Raw genomic sequence first — 14,384 nt, forward strand, 5'->3', positions numbered from 1 at the left:
TTTCCGCCATGCTGCACTAGGCTGTTTTAGCCTCACAAATCCTACTGGCACTCCTATCGAGGAGTGAGTGAAAACGCCTCTTGAGAGAGCTACCACCACAGAGACAGCAAGGAGAGTAGACCATCTTGACAAAACTCAGTTGACCCATGCTCGCACACAGGACAGCCGATTCATGAATGAACAATTAATCAATGCCTTATTAGAAGACTTGAAACATCCTGACGAGGATGTTCGCAATCAGGCAACAGAAGAACTCTGGCGTATCTGGTTTCAGCAAAAGGGACAATATGGCTTTGAGCGGCTCGAACGTAGCCAAACCCTATTTACTGCCGGGGATGTGAAGCAGGCTGAAGCGTTGCTGAACCAACTGATTCAGGATCTCCCCGATTTCGCGGAAGCCTGGAATCGGCGCGCTGTTCTTTACTACCTCCTGGGAGAGTACAAAAAGTCGCGTGTGGATTGCCTGGAAGTCCTCAAACTCAATCCAGTCCATTTTGGCGCACTGCACGGTTTGGGTTTGTGCTATGCCGCCTTGGGAGAGTACAGATCTGCTATCCAAGCGTTTCGCAAAGCTCTAGCCATTCAGCCCTATGCTTTGGTCAATCAAAAATTGATTCTCGAATGTACAGCGCGGTTGAGCTAAAAGCGTTGAAGGTTAGAAGGTTGCAAAGGTCAAGCAACAGCTGTTCGCCTACTATGCGCTCCAGCTTAACATCGGTGGGAAAGTTGGAAGGTTCCAACGAGTCTTCTAAGCTGCTAACCTGCTAACGGGCGAATCTGTAACTTTTTATTACCAATGACCTATTACGTACAGATCCAGCGACCCCCTGCGCTGAAACCGGGAGATTTACTGCGAGTGATTACTCCCAGTGGAGCCTTACGAGAGTTTGAGGCTTTCCACAAGGGTGTGGAAATTTGGCGTAGCAAGGGGTACAGAGTTGAACTCCAAACTTATTGGGATGCCAGGGAAGGCTACCTAGCTGGGAAAGATAGTGAACGACGCCAGCAATTGCAACAAGCTTGGCAAGACCCCGAATGCCGAGGCATTCTCTGTACCAGAGGTGGATATGGCAGTGCGCGACTTCTAGAAGACTGGACATGGTCTTTAGAGACTCATCCATCCCAACTCGATAAGTGGTTGATTGGCTTTTCGGATATCACGGGGTTGTTGTGGAGTCTCTATGGAGCTGGCGTCTGCGGTGTGCATGGGCCAGTTTTGACAACCCTCGCCGCAGAGCCTGAGTGGTCGCTCCAACGGTTGTTCGACTGTGTGGAAGGACGCCCCCTCGAACCTCTGTCAGGCGTTGGCTGGGGGGGTGGAACGGTGAGGGGGATTCTGTTACCCGCCAATCTGACTGTCGCCACTCACCTATTGGGAACGCCTGTACAACCCCCGCTCGAAGGGGTGATTCTAGCCTTAGAAGATGTGACAGAAGCGCCTTACCGCATCGATCGCATGTTGACTCAGTGGCGGATGAGTGGTGCTTTGAAAGGGGTTCGAGGCATTGCTTTGGGGCGTTTCAGTCGGTGTGAGCCACCCAAGGATATACCGAGCTGGACTGTAGAAGAAGTGTTGCGCGATCGCTTAAGTGACCTTGGCCTCCCCATTGTCAGTGACCTCCCCTTTGGTCACGAAGGCGCTAATGCTGCTCTCCCTGTAGGGCAACCGGTTGAACTCGATGCTGACGGGGGTACGTTGAGTTGGGGCGAGGAGGCGTTGAACACTCTTACAAGGAGCTGACGGGCGAATTTAGCCTGTTTTTCCGCAATTGTTTCCTTCTCTCATGCCCCATTCCCTATGCCCAATTTTGTTGAAGCTAACAGTGACAATCTGAGAATGATAAGCTAACAAATGCATTTAAAAATTATTTAGGGTAAAGATTAGATGACTGGAGGAACCCAGATTCCCTACCTATTAAGGGCAGCCCGTGGTGAACAATTAGACCGTCCGCCGGTGTGGATGATGCGGCAGGCGGGTCGATATATGAAAGCTTATCGGGATTTACGGGATAAATATCCAAGTTTCCGCGATCGCTCGGAAATTGCAGAAATTGCGATTGAAGTTTCCCTGCAACCCTGGAAGGCGTTTCAGCCCGATGGGGTGATTTTGTTTTCCGATATTCTCACACCACTGCCAGGACTGGGTATTCCCTTCGACATTATCGAAAGCAAAGGGCCAATCATTGACCCCCCGATTCGCTCCCAAGAACAGCTTGACAAATTGCATCCTTTAGAGTTAGACAAACTCTCGTTTGTTGGGGAGATTTTGCAGGCGTTGCGCCAAGAAGTGGGCAATCAAAGCACGGTTCTGGGTTTTGTGGGTGCCCCCTGGACGCTAGCCGCTTATGCCATTGAGGGGAAAAGCTCCAAAAATTACTCAATCATTAAAGGCATGGCGTTCTCAGAACCGACCATGCTGCATCAGTTTCTGGGCTTATTGGCCGATGCGATCGCCACTTATGTGCGTTATCAAATTGATCATGGTGCTCAGGTCGTGCAAATGTTTGATTCTTGGGCCGGTCAACTCAGTCCCCAAGACTACGACACCTTCGCCTTACCGTATCAGCAACGAGTGGTGCAGCAAGTCAAACAAACCCATCCCGATACACCCATGATCCTCTACATCAGCGGTAGTGCTGGCGTACTGGAACGAATGGCCAAATCGGGCGTCGATATTGTCAGCTTAGACTGGACGGTCGATATGGCGGAAGGGCGGCAAAGATTGGGCTGGGATGTTAACGTGCAGGGAAATATGGACCCCGGTGCCCTATTTGGGTCGCAAGACTTTATCCGCGATCGCATCCTCGATACAATTCGGAAAGCCGGCAAAAAAGGTCATATCTTTAACCTCGGTCACGGCGTCTTACCGGGAACCCCCGAAGACAATGTGAGATTCTTCTTTGAAACCGCCAAACAAGCCGATCAATTACTCGCTGTTCCTAGCTATTAGTTAATCGAAAATCCAACCTCCAAAATCTAAAATTCCATGACCCCCAAGCGGATTCTCTTGACGGGTGCCAGTGGCTGTATTGGTCACTACATCGCCGAAGCCTTGATTCAGGAAACGGAACACGAGCTGTATCTGTTGGTCAGAAATCCAGACAAACTGGGTTTTGACTACGAAGCTCGTCCTGGTGTGACAATTTTACAATCCGACTTGCGCCAGATTGAACGCTTTGCTGACTTGCTCAAGACGATGAACATGGCAATCCTGGCAGCAACCGCTTGGGGAGGACAACAGGAAACGTTTGACGTTAATGTTGTCAAAACCATGCGGTTAATGGAATTGCTCGACCCGTCCGTTTGTGAGCAAGTCATTTACTTTTCCACCGCGAGTGTTTTAGATCGGAATAATGAAATCCTCAAAGAATCCGGTCAACTGGGGACGGAATATATCCGTTCCAAGTACCAATGTTTAGTACAGTTACCGAAATTAGCGATCGCGCCAAAAATTACCACCGTGTTTCCCACTTTAGTATTAGGAGGAGACGCCAACAAACCCTATTCCCATATCTCATCAGGCATTAGAGATGTGGTGAAATGGGTAGACCTGATTCGCTGGTTTAAAGCGGATGCCAGCTTCCACTTTATCCACGGACGAGATATTGCTCAGGTGGTGCGATATCTAGTTGACCATCCCCCCGAACCCGCTTGGTTTGGAGAGCCTGATATGAGGTCAACCAGACGCTTGGTTTTGGGAAATGGACCCTTGACGGTGAATCAGGCCGTAGAAGAAGTTTGTGCCTATTTAGGTAAGAAAATTTACTTTCGCATCCCTTTATCCCCTTGGCTTGCCGACATTTTAATTGTGTTGTTTCGGATTCAGATGGCAGCATGGGATCGGTTTAGCATGAGCTATCGGCATTTTACCTATCAAAACCCGATCAATCCTGCAACAGTGGGTTTAGAACCTTATTGCAAGACCTTAACGGATGTCTTAAGAATCAGTGGTATTCGTGAAGCTAAAAATTCACGGGTGATTCGGTCAGAGTCAGAAGTCAGGGAAAATAGTTAAAAACTTACCAACCCCACGTTCCAACGCCCCCCTTAAATGGGCCGACAATATCCTGAGTAATCCAACCGCCGTAAAAATTTCCCGGCTGTGGTTGCACTTGTTCCCCATTGACATAACAGGCATCCATCAGATGGGCATAGAACGCTAAATAATCTTTAATCCCAGCAAAAGTCGGTGTGGGATTCGGATAAGACCAAGCCGCATTGACAGCCTGTTTTTCCCCAACGACAACACTATAGTAAATCGCCCGACCCTTCCATTCACAAAATGACCCTTGAGTGGCTGTTACTAATACTAAATACTCCATCTGAATATCTTCAGGAGGAATGTAGTAAACAGGAGGATGGCTAGTTTCTAATACACGTTTAGCACGATGGGTATCGGCTAGAGTAACGCCATTAAATATGATTTGGAGGTGTTTGGGTGAGTCTTCTAAGCGGGGGGGACGCGGATAATCCCATACAGATTCTTGTCCGGGTTCGGGTTCAATACGGCGACTGTTCATGCTCTGAGTTGTCCTGTTCATGTCACACCGCTTATTTTAAAGGAGGAGTCGCGCTGCCATCCGGTTCGCGTAACGTCTCCCCCAGACCTGTAATTTGTGTGAAATGTTAGGCTAGCCTTTTGGCAGGAGCCAATAGATTGAATCGCTCCTACTCCACAACCAACACAGGCAACAAGCGTGAATTGGCCTTTGATTTCGGTAATTATCCCCACTTACGGACGGGAAGAACCCTTACGGGATACGCTCGAAGACGTACTCAAGCAAGATTATCCAGCATTTGAAGTCTTGGTCGTCGATCAATCCCCCACTCATCAACCGGAAACCCAAGCCTATCTGGAGCAACTGGCTAACAACCGCAAGATTCAGTGGTTCCGCGTGGCGTGGGCGAGTTTACCGGGAGCACGGAATTATGCGGTACGACGGGCGTCAGGGGAAATTATTCTATTTATCGATGATGATGTGCAAATGCCGATTGGATGTCTAAAAGCCCATGCTCGTAACTATGATCGCTCTGAAATTGGGGCTGTGGCAGGGCGAGTGTTTGACCGCATGAAGTTGACGGAAAAAGGGAACTGGGGATTGGGGAGTGGCGGCAAGGAAAACACAGGAACAACCGCAGCTTTGGGGACAAAATCAGGGAACATCGCAGAGTTGACCCCAATTCCAATAACCCATTCCCAATCTCAAATTGAAGACTTACCGCCGGAAGCGATGGACCCAGGCATTGCCTGGTACTATATTGATTTAGTTCACACCGTCAAGCCTCAGCGTGTCATCTCAGCGAGAGGCTGCAATATGTCCTTCCGCCGTGAAATTTTCACCCAACATGGACTACTTTTTGATGAACGGTTTCGGGGGAGTGCGGTACGCGAAGAGTCGGATTTTTGTTTGCGATTGCGTCGCACAGGGTATCAAATCTGGTATGACCCCGATGCCTATTTAGTGCATTTAGGGGAAGAGACTGGTGGCTGTCATGATATTAGTATGCGATCGCTCCAGTACCAACTCAGCTTCTATCACAACCACTTTCTGATGGCGCTAAAAAACCTCACCCCCTTTGAGCAGCTACGCTTGTATAGTCGCTTGTTTGACTGCCATGTTTTAGGACATCCGCCGTGTTACAAAAGCAGCTCTCCGATCAAAATTATCAGCCGTGCCGCTTTCTATAGCTTAGGATTTCTCAGCGCTCTGTGTACTCTCATTCAGTCTCGTTGGGATGCGGGTCAAATCTATACTCAATTGGATGAATTAAGCGTTGAAAGCTAACACAAAAGTTGAACGTTGAAAGGTTGCCAGTTGAAAGTTTAGTTGATTTTGGCAGCCTGCAACCTGTTAACCTGCAATCCTGCTAAGAATGAGAATTCTAGTCGCCAGTCATTCCTATATTGTTGACCTTAACTGTGAAAAATTAAGGGCATTAGCCAGCTTAGAACCTAACATTGAAGTGACTGTCGTTGTGCCGCGTCGTTGGCGTCCGGGTGGCGTTCAGAACAAAATCATTGAAACTCAGCCGCGTCAAGAAGGCTGTTTTCGGATTGTCCCCATCTCTAACTTCAGTGAAAATAATCAGAGTCTGCTCACGTTTGGAGCAGATATCATCCCCCTATTACGTCAATTTCGACCCCAGATTATTCAAGTTGAACAAGGAGCTAAAGCCTTAGGCTACGCTCAACTCATTTCTCTGAATAAAGTATTGGGACTCCAAGCCAAAAATCTGTTCTTTACCTGGTGGAATCTTCCTTATCAACTGAAATTCCCTGTATCTTGGCTGGAAGCTTATAATCTCAAAAATACTCACGGTGTGATTGCTGGGAATCAAGATGCAGCAGAAGTGTTGCGACAACATGGCTACCAGGGAGCGATTAAAGTGATGCCCCAGTTAGGTGTAGATGAAAATCGGTTTCGCTCCCAACCCCAGCTAGAATTGAAAAGCCAATTGGGTATTCAACCCGATGAATTTGTAATAGGATTCGTCGGACGATTTGTTGAAGAAAAAGGCTTACTAACCCTAGGCAAAGCCCTTGTTGGTTTACAAGGACGCCCTTGGAAGTGGCTGCTGCTCGGACGTGGCCCCTTACAATCAGAATTGATGAACAAAGCGACGGAATGGGGCATCAAAAACCAGCTTATTTGGATCGAAAGTGTTCCTCATGAAGAGGTACCTCGCTATATTAATCTCATGGATACGTTGGTGCTACCTTCAGAAACAAATTCTCAATTTAAAACCCTAACAGCAGTGGGTTGGAAAGAGCAGTTTGGCCATGTCCTCATTGAAGCCATGGCGTCGAAAGTACCCGTGATTGGTTCTAACTCTGGGGAAATTCCCTATGTTATTGCTGATGCTGGTTTAGTTTTTCCAGAGGGAGATGTCTCCGAGTTACAGAAGTGTTTGCAGCAACTCATGGAGCAACCTAATTTAGCCGCTCATCTGGCTCAATTGGGTTATGAAAGAGCAATGAGCCAATATACAAATAAAGCCTTAGCTAAGCAATTGTTAGATTTTTATATAAAAATTATAGGCTAATGAATTGAAAAAAAAAGATTTTACACTTAAACCATAAAAAAACCATAAAAAAACCTAAATACTATTAAAATAAACACCTGATATCCAAGAAATATTGAATTATTCATCGAAAACTACAGCCTTTTCCCAGAACCGATAAGTTTTGCTTCCGATGCGATCGCCCTCTTCCACGTAAATTTGGTCTAACCCCTTTTTAAAAGCTTGGGCATCCTTCTCTAAACCAAGAATTTTTAAACTGGTTAGAATTCTGGTAATGCGAAGGTAGTTGTGATTCCCTGGCTGAAGCCAGACCGTTTTCCGTTCTGGAAATTCGTCAGATAAAGTGACTTCAAGAGCTTCGTTTCCTCGCTCAGTGGCTTGCAGTCCATAAAAACTGAGCATGACTTCGAGGGACTTCCTCAAGCGGCTTCTCAATTGCTCATTTGTCCTGAAGGCTTGAATGGTCTGATCATTTAAGAGAGGTGCATCCGGATTAAAGCGACTCTTTTTTTGCAGCGGAAAGAGCCATTGAATATAGTCATGGGTGTACTCCAATTTCTGGTAATCCCATAACCAGATATCTTCGATCATTCGCCTTTTTGAATCGGGGCGCTGATTTAGATAGAATGCCACAATGGCTTGTTCGGGTTTGTTGTATAAGGAATGATCAGGTAACTTCGTCATATCTATTGTTGGCTGACAATATAATTCAAGACTGGGTCATCTAAATCATAGTCATAGTAATATTAATCATGGTGGGAATTGTTATCGTATCTCACAGCAAAAAGCTGGCAGATGGAGTTCAGGAACTCGCGCAGCAAATGGTTCAAGGTGCAATCAGAAGCGCCGTTGCCGCCGGAATCGATGACCCAGAAAATCCCTTCGGTACCGATGCAATGCAGATTTATCAAGCGATTCAGTCGGTTTACACGGATGAAGGCGTTATCGTTTTGATGGATTTGGGCAGTGCGATTCTGAGTGCGGAAATGGCTTTAGAGTTTCTGCCAGACAACCAACGGGATATGGTAAGACTATGCGAAGCGCCTTTAGTGGAAGGAACCCTCGCCGCCGCCGTTCAAGCCGCTAATGGCGCTAACATTGAGCAAGTCCTCGCTGAAGCACGAGGGGCACTAACTGCAAAAATCACTCAGTTGTTGGGGGTTAGCCCTCAAAAGTCACAAGAGTTGAACGTTGAAAGTCGTAACCTATCTTCCCAAGTTCAACCTTCAACCCCTACAGGGCAAGCGACACAGGAAATCCATCTTACCGTGCAAAATCAGATGGGGCTTCATGCTCGTCCTGCGGCTAAATTTGTTGGCATCGCGTGTCGATTTCAGTCTCAGATCACGCTACAAAACGTGACGGTAGGGAGCCAGTTCGTTAATGGTAAAAGTATTAATCAGGTGATCACGCTGGGTGTGCATCAAGGAGATGAAATCGCGATCGCCGCCACAGGTACCGATGCCACAGCAGCTTTAGCCGCTTTGCAGCAACTTGTCCTCTCCAACTTTGGCGAAACTACCTCTGGCGCGTTGACTGCAACCCCTGTCCCCGAAACATTCACGGCGGCAAACGGTCAACTCTGGGGTATCCCGGCGTCCCCCGGCATTGCCATTGGCCCTATAGTCTTGTATCAACCGGCTGTAGCAGAGGTGACGGAGTATCTGGGAGACAATCCTCATGAGTCATGGCAACAGTTGCAAGATGCGATCGCCACCGCTTGTCAAGAACTCCAGACTTTGCGCCAGCAAGTTGCAGAGCAAGTGGGGGAAGAAGAAGCCGCTATTTTCGATGCCCATCTGCTGTGCTTGTCCGATCCCGCGATCGTAGAAGCGGCACGTCAGCGGATTTTTGACTATACACTGGATGCCGTATCGGCGTGGAAGGTAGTCGTCGCTCGTACTGTGCGTTCCTACGAAGCGTTGAAAGATCCCTACTTAAAGGCACGCGCTGCTGATGTCAGGGATGTGGGACAGCGAGTGCTGCGCCTGCTAACGGGTGTGGCATCCACACCCCTAGATTTCACCCAGCCCGCGATTCTGGTTGCCACGGACTTAACGCCCTCGGAGACAGCACACCTAAACCCCCACAAAGTCTTAGGGATTTGTACGATCGCAGGCGGTGCGACTTCTCACAGTGGAATTTTAGCGCGATCGCTCGGTATTCCTGCCGTAGTGGGCGTCGATGTCGAATTGTTGAGTTTGGAAGATGGCACCCTAATCGCCCTGGATGGAGAAACCGGTCAGGTGTGGGTGCAACCGGAAGACGCCGAGTTGAGAGACTTACAGACTAAACGCGATCGGCAGCGATATGTACAACAGGAACAAAGAACAGCCGCACAGCAACCCGCCGTAACTCAAGATGGGCGTCCCATTCAAATTGTGGCAAACATTGGTGGAATAGCCGATGCACGAGTGGCTTTGGAAAATGGTGCGGAGGGTGTGGGATTACTCAGGAGTGAGTTTCTCTATTTCGATCGCGAGAGTTCACCCACAGAGGACGAACAGGTGGAACAATATCAAGCGATCGCCTCCATTTTATCCCCCCGTCCCCTGATTATCCGTACCTTAGATATCGGTGGAGACAAGCCACTTTCTTACCTAAATTTAGCCTCAGAACCCAATCCCTTCCTCGGATGGCGAGGAATTCGTGTTTTGTTGGATTGTCCAGATGTGCTGAAAACTCAACTCCGGGCAATTCTGCGAGCAACCCACAAGTACCCCATTAAGGTGATGTTTCCCATGATTGCCTGCCTCCGGGAGATTCGCGCTGCCAAGGAGATTCTCGCCACCGCACAGGCGGAACTATATCGAGCGGGTATTCCCTTCAATGAATCTATGGAGGTGGGAATGATGGTAGAAGTCCCCGCCGCTGTGGTGATGGCAGAGAAATTAGCAACAGAAGTGGATTTTTTCAGCATTGGCACGAATGATTTAAGCCAGTATGTGATGGCTAGCGATCGCACCAATCCCAAAGTCGCTACCCTGGCGGATGCCTTTGAACCAGCTGTACTGCGAATGATTCAGCAGACAATCCAAGCGGCGCGTCAGGCTGGAATTGGGGTGGGGGTGTGTGGTGAATTAGCGTCCTTGCCTCTGGCTACACCAATTTTGGTTGGCTTGGGAGTGGATGAGTTAAGTATGAATCCGCCATCCATTGGTGCTGTTAAGGCAGCGGTTGGGCGGTTAAGCATAAAGGAAGCACAAGCGATCGCTCGTGACGTGTTGCAGTTGGATTCATCGGAAGCCGTCCGAGAGTATGTCGCTCAGAAAGCTGGCAGGCTCATTATTGAGTAGCAGCGATTTTCCCCTGCTCTTGGGGTATTCCGGAGGTTACCGGAGACTGAGTCCAGGTAGCGGCTCCTAATAAAGCGATCGCTGTTAAAACACCCAATAAAACAATGCCACGGGTTGAGCCAGACTTGCCTCGTTCCAACGATTGCTGAGCCACTGCCAAGCATTCTTCACTAATGGTTGCAGTCCACTCACTTCCCGTTACAGCCCACCAATCTAACCCGTTGTGGTCTAATAGATCTGTATATTCTTTGGTTTCGCCGTCGCTCAATCTGGCATGGAACATCAGCGGTTTCCTGTTTAGGTCTTTACAGCTATTTACCCCTTAATACTTACCACTTCAAGGCTTGAAATTGAATGATTTACAAATAAATTAACTTATTGAGGTTAGTTCACTGACTTGAATTGTAAAAATCCTGATACTTATCTGATTTCTAGCCCAGTAAACAGGGGTTTCACCGATTAAATGAAATAGAAGAGGTCACCTGAAGTAGGAAGATCGAAGTCTTAATCTAATAAGTATAAATACTAGAGTCCGGACATTAACCATGACAGTTGAGATCAAAACACCACAGGCAGCACAACCCACATCCACGCTACCGCTAGCTGAACAGGAGCAAGAATTTAACTGGAGGCAATGTTGGTATCCTGTTACCTTTGTGCAAGACTTGCCAGAAAATCGTCCTTATAGTTTTTCTCTCTACGATGAACCCTTTGTCTTATTTAAAAATCAGGATAAAAAATTAATCTGTTTAACAGATCGTTGCCCTCACCGTGCGGCTAAACTCTCCGATGGGCAAATTATCGACGGCAAAATTGAATGCTTGTACCACGGATGGCAATTTGGAAGTGAGGGTCAATGTTTGCATATTCCCCAGTTACCAACAGATGCAAAAATTCCAATTAAGGCTTGTGTACAATCCTTTAAAGTGATCGAACGTCAAGGCATGATTTGGATGTGGGCGGGAAACGCTGAAGCCGCTGATGAAGAAAGGATTCCCACTATTCCTAAATTAGGCAAACCGGGCTTTGTTTATTCCGATAAAATCACGGAACTATCGTGCGACATTAGCTATGTTATCGAACATATGCTAGACCCAGCTCATATTCACATCGCCCATCATGGCAACCAAGGGAATCGGGAAAAAGCCCAACCGTTAGAAATGGAAATCATTGAAAGTTCGGTTGAGGGATTTCGTGGCAGGTTTCGTGAAACCCGATTACCCGATGAAACCTGGAGAAACCTTGATTTCATTGTGCCGTCACTCGCGCATTTACACTTTCCCATTCCAGAGAAAGGATGGTTTTTTGGACAGGCATTTTATTTCTTCCCTCTGGGTAAGGGGAGATGCCGAATTCTGACGCGAAGCTATCGCAACTTTGTCACGTTGCCAGTTAAATGGATGCCCCGATGGTGGATTCATTTAAAACAGAACAAAATCTTAGAAGAAGACTTGGCACAACTGCTAGGACAACAAGAAGAAGTTGAGCGGTTGGGTCAAAGTATCAAGCAAGTGTATGCTCCAATTGAAACCTGCGATACCTTTGCGATCGCCTATCGTCAGTGGCTCGATCAATATGGAGCTTCTTTGCCCTTTTATCGCGGCTATACTACCGCGAAAGTCAGCCAAAATACTAAAGATTTCCAGCCCCATCCGCTACCCATAGATCGGTCTTTGCGACATACTGAGCTGTGTAGTTCTTGCCATCGAACCTATCAGCTCAGCAAGAGTTTGAAAAAAATTTTTGTGGGAGTGGCTATTTTTTTAGCGGCTTTGGCTATCATCAATGACGGTTCTGGAAGTCAACTCATTGCTGTTTTAGCTTCTCTGTCAGCCGTTGCTTTAGCGGCTTTAGCTGAGAATTTTCAAACCAAGTTCGAGCGCTTCTAGAAGCCACATTAATTCCAGTCTATCTTAGGTGAATCCTTGTAAATAATATGTCACAAGAAGCCATTGAATCCGTTGTTTCTGCTTACTTTGCCCAAATGGGAACCATGAATCCAGAAGGCTGGGTTGATTACTTTGCAGAGGATGCCATCAGTTACGACCCCGTGGGACACCCACCCACCAAAATCCATGAAGGGTTTCGGGAATTTTTTGGGCAATTACAAGGCGTTTTTGAGCAACTACAACCGACGACCGAGTATATTTGTGTGGCGGAGAATGAGGCAGCGGTAAAGTGGACAATTCAGGGAAAGAGCAAGAGTGGAAAATCCATCACTTTTGAGGGAATTACCATCTTCGAGTTCAATGAAGCAGGCAAGATTCAAACGACTCGTGCTTACTGGAATCCAGCCTTAATGATTGCTCAACTGAGAAGTTAGTCAATCAAGCACTAAGCTAATCGGCATTTAAATTGTATTATCGAGGATGCAAGGCAGAAGGCAGAAGGCAGAAGGAATAAGAGTTTTTATTTCCTCACCAAAGTATGCAATTTAGATGCATCACAGCTTAATTCCTGTATTACCCAATAACTTGGATGTTAATTTCTGCTTAGCTGCTATCTCCAAAACGATAGCCTTTTCCATAGACAGTGTGAATCAGAGGAGTTTCACCTTTGCCCTCAATTTTGCGCCGCAATAAGCGAATCAATGCGGCGACCACATTACTACTGGGTTGTTCATCTTCTGCCCATAGATGCTGATAAATTTGCCCATGGGTCAACAATTGACCCGTGTGGCGCATAAAGAATTCTAGTAACTGACTTTCTTTTTCCGAGAGTTCAATTAAACGTCCATGGCGATAAGCTAGCTGATTTTCCAAATCCAGTTCTAGGTTCGCAACCCGCAGACGTTGGGGCGCACTGCTATCAGTTGTCGCAGAACGTCGCAACAAAGCGCGAACTCTGGCGAGTAACTCTCGCAGTTCAAAGGGTTTAACCAGATAATCGTCAGCACCGGCGTCTAATCCTTCGACTCGATCATTCAAGGTATCTTTCGCGGTGAGGAAAAGCACGGGTGTCGTTCGCCCTTGCGATCGCAACTGCTGGCAAAGTTCCAATCCCGACAGTTTTGGCAGCATCCAATCTAAAATCAGCAAGTCATAATCGCTGCCGGACGCTAACTCACTTCCCGTCGCCCCATCATAAGCCACATCAACCGCGTAACCCTCACGGTTTAACACTCGACTCAGTGGTTCAGTTAGCTCAATTTCATCATCAACTAAAAGGATTCGCATTGTTTGTGAAGGGCATCCAAGAACCTTTTTGTAGTCCTGACTGCAATTCATGATAAGTTGCCAATATTATAGGTAGCTCATGCTTCAGGCATGAATGCACTATTTCAAATTGAGCCAATATTTCTATGCTGACTGTTGCATTACCCAAAGGCGCACTTCTGATCGATAGCATCAAGCTGCTACAAGCCGTCGGCTTAGATTTTAGTGCTTTTCTTGACTCCGGTAGCCGCCTACTCCAGATTCAAGACCCTAGCGGCACCGCCAAAGCCCTGCTGGTGCGAGCACAGGATGTCCCAGTTTATGTGGAATATGGTCAAGCGCAGTTAGGGATTGTCGGTTACGATGTTCTACGGGAAAAGACCTCTCAAGTCGCTCACCTCGCTGATTTACGCTTTGGCAAGTGCCGCATGTCGGTGGCGGTACGCGATTCCAGCCCCTACCGCAGTTCTTTAGAATTGCCACCTCACGGTCGTGTCGCGTCGAAATTTGTACACTGTGCCCGCGAACACTTCAATAATCTGGATTTGCCAGTAGAAATTATTCCCCTCTACGGTTCTGTGGAACTCGGCCCCATTACCGGGATGTCAGAAGCCATTGTCGATTTAGTCTCCACCGGTCGGACTTTAAAAGAAAACGGTTTAATTGAAATTGACATTTTGTTTGAGAGTACGGCGCGGCTGATTGCTCACCCCCTAAGTTATCGCCTCAATACGTATGAACTCCGCCATTGGGTAGAGCAGTTGCAAGCCTTAACCTTGAGTACAATCTAAGTGGCAATGGCGCTGGGGGTCGCAACGGAGTATCGAAGCCAGAAAAAATTCTCCCATTACCTATAATCTAAGATTTCAGGTCACTAGAGTACACCTGTATGGGCGAAGCATTTGGGCGA

General features: G+C 47.4%; 14 protein-coding genes. 10 read left to right on the forward strand and 4 right to left on the reverse strand.

The features are described from left to right. The first annotated feature begins 172 nt into the window (after positions 1-172). From NDI48_00445 to NDI48_00460, 4 genes are all read left to right on the forward strand, one after another. On the forward strand, positions 173-643 hold the full coding sequence (locus tag NDI48_00445) for a tetratricopeptide repeat protein (protein MEP0829673.1): 471 nt from the start codon (positions 173-175) through the stop codon (positions 641-643). Positions 644-796: 153 nt separating this feature from the next. After that, a complete protein-coding gene (locus NDI48_00450; protein ID MEP0829674.1) occupies positions 797-1,741 on the forward strand; it encodes an LD-carboxypeptidase in 945 nt (314 codons plus the stop codon). A gap of 144 nt (positions 1,742-1,885) precedes the next feature. Next, positions 1,886-2,950, forward strand: coding sequence for a uroporphyrinogen decarboxylase (gene hemE, locus NDI48_00455; protein MEP0829675.1), 1,065 nt, complete (start codon positions 1,886-1,888; stop codon positions 2,948-2,950). 36 nt (positions 2,951-2,986) lie between these two features. Next, positions 2,987-4,015 (forward strand): NAD(P)-dependent oxidoreductase, encoded by a 1,029-nt coding sequence (locus tag NDI48_00460; protein ID MEP0829676.1) that lies wholly within the window; start codon positions 2,987-2,989, stop codon positions 4,013-4,015. A gap of 4 nt (positions 4,016-4,019) precedes the next feature. Here NDI48_00460 and NDI48_00465 read toward each other — a convergent pair whose 3' ends face one another. Continuing rightward, positions 4,020-4,520 carry a DUF427 domain-containing protein gene (locus NDI48_00465; GenBank protein MEP0829677.1) on the reverse strand — a complete coding sequence of 167 codons (501 nt, stop codon included), beginning with the start codon at positions 4,518-4,520 and terminating at the stop codon, positions 4,020-4,022. Between the two features lie 177 nt (positions 4,521-4,697). Between NDI48_00465 and hpsN the strand changes: the two genes are divergently transcribed. Both hpsN and hpsO read left to right on the forward strand, forming a co-directional pair. Continuing rightward, positions 4,698-5,786, forward strand: a complete 1,089-nt coding sequence (hpsN, locus tag NDI48_00470; protein MEP0829678.1) for a hormogonium polysaccharide biosynthesis glycosyltransferase HpsN — start codon at positions 4,698-4,700, stop codon at positions 5,784-5,786. A gap of 88 nt (positions 5,787-5,874) precedes the next feature. Beyond that, entirely contained in the window at positions 5,875-7,044 is a 1,170-nt protein-coding gene (hpsO, locus tag NDI48_00475; GenBank protein MEP0829679.1) for a hormogonium polysaccharide biosynthesis glycosyltransferase HpsO, read from the forward strand. 99 nt (positions 7,045-7,143) lie between these two features. Here the strand turns inward: hpsO and NDI48_00480 are convergent, their stop codons facing one another. Continuing rightward, a complete protein-coding gene (locus NDI48_00480) occupies positions 7,144-7,707 on the reverse strand; it encodes an opioid growth factor receptor-related protein (GenBank protein ID MEP0829680.1) in 564 nt (187 codons plus the stop codon). A gap of 68 nt (positions 7,708-7,775) precedes the next feature. On the opposite strand from NDI48_00480, the gene ptsP reads away from it, so the two are divergent. Continuing rightward, complete coding sequence (gene ptsP / locus NDI48_00485) at positions 7,776-10,319, forward strand: phosphoenolpyruvate--protein phosphotransferase (GenBank protein MEP0829681.1); 2,544 nt, start codon at positions 7,776-7,778, stop codon at positions 10,317-10,319. Here the strand turns inward: ptsP and NDI48_00490 are convergent. Next, positions 10,309-10,602 (reverse strand): hypothetical protein, encoded by a 294-nt coding sequence (locus NDI48_00490; GenBank protein MEP0829682.1) that lies wholly within the window; start codon positions 10,600-10,602, stop codon positions 10,309-10,311. The genes ptsP and NDI48_00490 overlap by 11 nt on opposite strands. A 262-nt stretch (positions 10,603-10,864) precedes the next feature. Between NDI48_00490 and NDI48_00495 the strand changes: the two genes are divergently transcribed. Both NDI48_00495 and NDI48_00500 read left to right on the forward strand, forming a co-directional pair. Continuing rightward, a complete protein-coding gene (locus NDI48_00495) occupies positions 10,865-12,208 on the forward strand; it encodes a Rieske 2Fe-2S domain-containing protein (GenBank protein MEP0829683.1) in 1,344 nt (447 codons plus the stop codon). Positions 12,209-12,255: 47 nt separating this feature from the next. Next, a complete protein-coding gene (locus NDI48_00500; protein MEP0829684.1) occupies positions 12,256-12,642 on the forward strand; it encodes a nuclear transport factor 2 family protein in 387 nt (128 codons plus the stop codon). Positions 12,643-12,811: 169 nt separating this feature from the next. On the opposite strand, the gene NDI48_00505 is transcribed toward NDI48_00500, so the two are convergent. After that, a complete protein-coding gene (locus NDI48_00505) occupies positions 12,812-13,495 on the reverse strand; it encodes a response regulator transcription factor (protein MEP0829685.1) in 684 nt (227 codons plus the stop codon). Positions 13,496-13,620: 125 nt separating this feature from the next. Between NDI48_00505 and hisG the strand changes: the two genes are divergently transcribed. After that, entirely contained in the window at positions 13,621-14,265 is a 645-nt protein-coding gene (gene hisG, locus NDI48_00510; GenBank protein ID MEP0829686.1) for an ATP phosphoribosyltransferase, read from the forward strand. The last annotated feature ends 119 nt before the right edge of the window (positions 14,266-14,384 follow it).

Source organism: Microcoleus sp. AS-A8 (assembly GCA_039962225.1).
Lineage (GTDB): Bacteria > Cyanobacteriota > Cyanobacteriia > Cyanobacteriales > Coleofasciculaceae > Allocoleopsis.

What these genes read in the sequence shown, in the direction of transcription:
- NDI48_00445 (MEP0829673.1), top strand. Translation starts at nt 173, where the DNA reads ATGAATGAACAATTAATCAATGCCTTATTAGAAGACTTGAAACATCCT.
- NDI48_00450 (MEP0829674.1), top strand. Translation starts at nt 797, where the DNA reads ATGACCTATTACGTACAGATCCAGCGACCCCCTGCGCTGAAACCGGGA.
- hemE (MEP0829675.1), top strand. Translation starts at nt 1,886, where the DNA reads ATGACTGGAGGAACCCAGATTCCCTACCTATTAAGGGCAGCCCGTGGT.
- NDI48_00460 (MEP0829676.1), top strand. Translation starts at nt 2,987, where the DNA reads ATGACCCCCAAGCGGATTCTCTTGACGGGTGCCAGTGGCTGTATTGGT.
- NDI48_00465 (MEP0829677.1), bottom strand. Translation starts at nt 4,520, where the DNA reads ATGAACAGTCGCCGTATTGAACCCGAACCCGGACAAGAATCTGTATGG.
- hpsO (MEP0829679.1), top strand. Translation starts at nt 5,875, where the DNA reads ATGAGAATTCTAGTCGCCAGTCATTCCTATATTGTTGACCTTAACTGT.
- NDI48_00480 (MEP0829680.1), bottom strand. Translation starts at nt 7,707, where the DNA reads ATGACGAAGTTACCTGATCATTCCTTATACAACAAACCCGAACAAGCC.
- ptsP (MEP0829681.1), top strand. Translation starts at nt 7,776, where the DNA reads ATGGTGGGAATTGTTATCGTATCTCACAGCAAAAAGCTGGCAGATGGA.
- NDI48_00490 (MEP0829682.1), bottom strand. Translation starts at nt 10,602, where the DNA reads ATGTTCCATGCCAGATTGAGCGACGGCGAAACCAAAGAATATACAGAT.
- NDI48_00495 (MEP0829683.1), top strand. Translation starts at nt 10,865, where the DNA reads ATGACAGTTGAGATCAAAACACCACAGGCAGCACAACCCACATCCACG.
- NDI48_00500 (MEP0829684.1), top strand. Translation starts at nt 12,256, where the DNA reads ATGTCACAAGAAGCCATTGAATCCGTTGTTTCTGCTTACTTTGCCCAA.
- NDI48_00505 (MEP0829685.1), bottom strand. Translation starts at nt 13,495, where the DNA reads ATGCGAATCCTTTTAGTTGATGATGAAATTGAGCTAACTGAACCACTG.
- hisG (MEP0829686.1), top strand. Translation starts at nt 13,621, where the DNA reads ATGCTGACTGTTGCATTACCCAAAGGCGCACTTCTGATCGATAGCATC.